We start from the raw sequence: 4,478 nt of genomic DNA on the forward strand, positions 1-4,478 counted from the left end.
CCTGTGGGAGCGAGCTTGCTCGCGATAGCGCCAGGCCAGGCGCTACAAGGCTTTCAGCCGAGCAACTCGTTCATGGCAATGATCTGCTCCGCCACCTGGATCAGCTTCTGCTGGCGGCTCATGGCCTGGCGGCGCATCAGGGTGTAGGCCTGTTCTTCGTTGCAGTCCTTCATCTTCATCAGCATGCCCTTGGCCAGTTCGATGCGCTTGCGTTCGGCCAGTTGCTGGTCCCGGGCCAGGAGTTGGGCGCGCAGGGCCTGGTCGCTTTCGAAGCGGGCCATGGCCACGTCGAGGATCGGCTGCAGGCGCGCGGCGTGGATGCCTTCGACGATATAGGCACTGACGCCCGACTTGATCGCCTGGCGCATCACATTGGGGTCGTGCTCGTCGGTAAACATGACGATCGGTCGTGGTTGGTCACGACTGACCAGCACCACTTGCTCCATCACATCGCGTCCGGGTGACTCGGTATCGATCAGGATGACATCCGGACGCACCGTTTCGACGCGCGCCGGCAGGTCGATGGTCAGGCCGGATTCGTCGATCACTTCGAAGCCGGCTTCAATCAGGGCGGCCTTGAGGCGGCCGACTTTTTTCGCGGTGTCGTTGATCAGCAGGATACGCAGCATGGTCGTGGCTCCTGTCAGCGGCTGGCGAGAAGGGGAGCCGCATCGCTCAAGGCGTGCAGTTTGAAGCTGCGGGCGTACCCGGCCGGGTCCGAGCCGTCCCAGGTAATGCCGTCGATCAGTTGGCTGCTGCGCATGTCCTGGCCCGGGGACGCGATGTCCAGCGCCGCACAGGCTTCACGGTACAACGTGAGCTGCTGGACGTCCCGGGCCACGGCCAGGTAATCCGGGTCTTCGCGCAGCAGGCCCCAGCGACGGAACTGGGTCATGAACCACATGCCGTCGGACAGGTATGGCAGGTTCACCTCGCCATTGCCGTGGAAACGCATGGCGTGGGGATCTTGCCAACTGTTGCCCAAGCCATCGGCGTAGATCCCCAGCAGGCGCGGCTCGATGCAGTCCAGCGGGGCGTCGAGGTATTCGGGGGCGCTCAACAGTTGCGCGGTGCTGCGACGGTTTTCGCTGTTTTGTTCGATGAAGCGGCTGGCTTCGAGGATCGCCATCACCAAGGCCCGGGCGGTATTGGGGTATTGCTCGACGAACGCCCGGGTGCAGCCCAGGACTTTTTCCGGGTGGTCGGGCCAGATGGTCTGGGTGGTCGCCAGGGTAAAACCGAGGTTCTGCTTCACCGCGCTGGCGCACCACGGCTCGCCGACACAAAAGCCGTCGATGCGCCCGGCTTGCAGGTGCGCAATCATTTGCGGCGGCGGCACCACCACGCTGTCGACGTCCGACAAGGGGTGGATGCCCTGGGCGGCGAGCCAGTAATAGAGCCACATGGCGTGGGTGCCGGTGGGGAAGGTCTGGGCGAAGGTCAGTTTTGGGCGAGTTTGGTGCACGTGCCGTTCCAGTGCTTCAGGACTGGTCACGCCCTGGGCCTGCAAGCCATGGGACAGGTTGATGCTCTGGCCGTTCTGGTTCAGCCCCATCAGCACCGCCATGTCGGTCGGTGCGACCCCGCCGATGCCCAGGTGCACGGCGTAGACCAGGCCATACAGGCTGTGGGCGGCATCGATTTCACCGCTGACCAGTTTGTCCCGCAGGTTGGCCCAGGATGCCTGGCGCTTGAGGTTCAGTGTCAGGCCGTAGGGTTGGGCGAAGCCCTGGGTGGCGGCGACCACCACTGGGGCGCAGTCGCTCAAGGCCATGAAACCGAGGTTGACAGCGCTCTTTTCCGGGGCATCGCTGCCATTGACCCAGGCCAGGGGGTTGGCTGGAACTTCATTCATCGCGCTTCACCTTTACACATAAAAAAAGCGCCGTGTCCGAGCCAATTGTCAGAGCCGGGCTGGAGACGCCGCCGTTGTCCCTTTAATCAGTCTGGCACTCATTTGGCCATCGGCATGGGCGCCGATGAACAGTAATGGTGCAAGGCATATGCCAGCCCGGCCCTCATCACCTTTCCATCAAGATTCCCGGCGTCGGGTCTTTCATCCTGTCGTTCCTTCCAACGCCACGTAGCAAAGGAGACGGTATGCAGGACAAATCAATTCGCGCCACGGCCTTGCCTGATCTGGGCGAACGCGTACTGCACCTGCGCGTGGCCCAGGCCCCGGTTCAGTTGAACGCTGCGCGGTTGGGTCGCAGCCACTGCCTGCCCGTCGGTTGGGAGGGTTTGGTGGTACAGCGCGATTCCCTGCGGTTCAGTGGCGGCAAGTTGCATGTCACGCCGGTTTGCGAAGCGACGCTAGTCAAGCTGCAGGCGTTCCTGGATATGAGCGATGCCCTGGTGGATGTCGGGCAACGACTGGACGCGCTGCCATGGGCCTTGTTGCCGGTGGCCGGCGAAACCGTCCGCTCGCCCCAACGGCTCGAACGCTGGTACATCGGGCAAGCGATGGACGGCACCGTGGCCTATCACGCTGTCGCTCGCCTGTTGCGGCATCACGAGAGCTACGGGCTCGTGCGTTTTTTGCTGGAGCAAGGTACTCGCAGTGAAAAGCTGACCACCCTGGCGCAGCGTTATGGCGTGTCGGTCTCGCATTTTCGCCGGCTCTGCCACCAGGCCCTGGGCAGCGCGGCCAAGCCGGCCTTGCGCGGTTGGCGCACGGCCCAGGCGTTGCTGAACATGAGCCTTGGGGACGGCTCGCTGACCGATGTCGCGCTGGAGTTCGGCTTCGCCTCTTCGTCACATTTCTCCAAGGAGATTCGCGAGCTGGTGGGTTTTACCCCCAGCAGCCTGGCCGATATCACCTACCTGCCAGGCAAGTGAATCGATGATCCCTCGTTCGTTATCCCGGGTCCTGTTATTCCTCTGCTTGAACGGCGCGTGGCTGCTGGCACCCGTTGCCGCGGCCGCCAATGTCTATACCTTCGAGGCCCGGGAACAGAGCGCACGCACGTTTTTCAGCGAGTTGTCCGGGTCCTTGGGCAAGCCGGTTATCGTCAGCAAGGCCGCAGCGGCCAAGCGCATTGGCGGGACGTTCGATCTGCGCACGCCGCAACGGACGTTCGAGCGAGTCAGCGCGCAGATGGGGTTGATCTGGTACAGCGATGGCCAGGCGATCTACCTGTATGACGCCTCGGAAATCAAGAGCGCGATGATGTCGCTGCAGACCTTGACCGTCGCCAAGCTCCAGGCGTTCCTCGGGCGTTCGGGCTTGCACGATGGGCGTTATCCGTTGCGCCACGACGGGCTGCGGACGTTCCATGTGTCGGGTCCGCCGATGTACGTCGACCTGGTGGTGCAAGCGGCCGGGTTGATGGACAACCAGCGCTCGGAACTGCTGCTGGGCAAGCAACAGATTGGCGTCATTCATGTGCGCAACACCTTCGTCAGCGACCGCCAATATGAGCTGCGCGACGACAAGGTGACCATCCCCGGGCTGGCCACCGTGATCGAAGCGTTGTTGCGCGGCGAGCAGCAACAGGTCGAGCCGTTGGTGGCGCAAACCCCCGAACCGCGACCGCGGGGGACGATGCCGGTGTTTCCCCTCGAAGGCCTGGCGAACACCTCATCGGACCAGGACCCGACGGCCCCACGCATCATTGCCCGCGAGGTGGCCGCCGGCAACATTCGGGTGGTGGCCTACCCGGATACCAACAGCCTGCTGGTCAAGGGGCTGCCGGAGCAGGTGCGCTTCATCGAGAACTTGGTCAACGCCCTCGACACGCCGAAACGCCACGTCGAGTTGTCGCTGTGGATCATCGATCTGCACAAGGATGAGCTCAACCAGTTGGGCATCAACTGGCAGGGCGCGGTGAAGTCTGGCGGGCAGTTCAGCGCCTCGCTCAACGCCGGCTCGGCCACGACCCTCGACGGCGCCTCGTTCGTGACCCAGGTCATGGCGCTGGAACGAACCCACCGGGCGAACGTGGTCTCGCGACCGGTGATCCTGACGCAGGAAAACGTGCCGGCGATCTTCGACAACAACCGCACGTTCTACGCCCCACTGGTGGGGGAGCGCAGTGTCGATCTGCAGCACATCACCTACGGCACCCTGGTCAACGTGCTGCCGCGTTTCGCCCAGGCCGACGAGATCGAGATGTCGCTCAATATCGAGGACGGCAACGAAGTCGAGAATCCCGGCCGGGGTGAGCAGCCCAGTGCGTTGCCGACGGTCGGGCGTACCCGTATCAGTACCGTGGCGCGGGTGCCACAGGGCAAGAGCCTGCTGGTGGGCGGCTTCACCCGTGACGATCACGGCGAGCAGATCGGCCGCGTGCCGGTGCTGGGGTCGATTCCGTGGATCGGCCGTTTGTTCAGCTATCGCCAGGGCCGCTCGGCCAACACGGTGCGGGTGTTTCTGATCCAGCCCAAGGAGATCCGCGACGCCCTTGAATCCGCCACGGTGGAGTTGGGCATGCCGTTGCTGACCCCTGAGCAGCACGAGCGCGTGCGGCGAATGTACT

4 protein-coding genes are annotated in these 4,478 nt (G+C 63.7%); 2 read left to right on the forward strand and 2 right to left on the reverse strand.

The window, feature by feature from the left end; all coding sequences use genetic code 11:
• Positions 1-53: 53 nt before the first annotated feature.
• Positions 54-629, reverse strand: a complete 576-nt coding sequence (locus J4E53_RS29850) for an ANTAR domain-containing response regulator (protein ID WP_060738484.1) — start codon at positions 627-629, stop codon at positions 54-56.
• Positions 630-643: 14 nt separating this feature from the next.
• Positions 644-1,855, reverse strand: a complete 1,212-nt coding sequence (locus tag J4E53_RS29855; RefSeq protein WP_060738483.1) for a CmpA/NrtA family ABC transporter substrate-binding protein — start codon at positions 1,853-1,855, stop codon at positions 644-646.
• A gap of 245 nt (positions 1,856-2,100) precedes the next feature.
• Here J4E53_RS29855 and J4E53_RS29860 point away from each other — a divergent pair, with 245 nt between their 5' ends.
• Together J4E53_RS29860 and sctC are read left to right on the forward strand one after the other, a co-directional pair.
• The gene (locus J4E53_RS29860; RefSeq protein WP_103308487.1) at positions 2,101-2,838 is read left to right on the forward strand and encodes a helix-turn-helix domain-containing protein; all 738 of its coding nucleotides are present in this window, start codon (positions 2,101-2,103) and stop codon (positions 2,836-2,838) included.
• Between the two features lie 4 nt (positions 2,839-2,842).
• A partial coding sequence (gene sctC / locus J4E53_RS29865; protein ID WP_207268271.1) for a type III secretion system outer membrane ring subunit SctC occupies positions 2,843-4,478 on the forward strand: 1,636 nt, incomplete at its 3' end.

It is taken from the genome of Pseudomonas sp. FW305-28, from assembly GCF_017351395.1.
In the GTDB taxonomy this organism is placed as follows: Bacteria; Pseudomonadota; Gammaproteobacteria; order Pseudomonadales; family Pseudomonadaceae; genus Aquipseudomonas; species Aquipseudomonas fluorescens_AA.

Bases quoted from the DNA above. Each gene is read 5' to 3' on its own strand.
- J4E53_RS29855 (WP_060738483.1), bottom strand. From the start codon at position 1,855: ATGAATGAAGTTCCAGCCAACCCCCTGGCCTGGGTCAATGGCAGCGAT.
- J4E53_RS29860 (WP_103308487.1), top strand. From the start codon at position 2,101: ATGCAGGACAAATCAATTCGCGCCACGGCCTTGCCTGATCTGGGCGAA.
- J4E53_RS29850 (WP_060738484.1), bottom strand. From the start codon at position 629: ATGCTGCGTATCCTGCTGATCAACGACACCGCGAAAAAAGTCGGCCGC.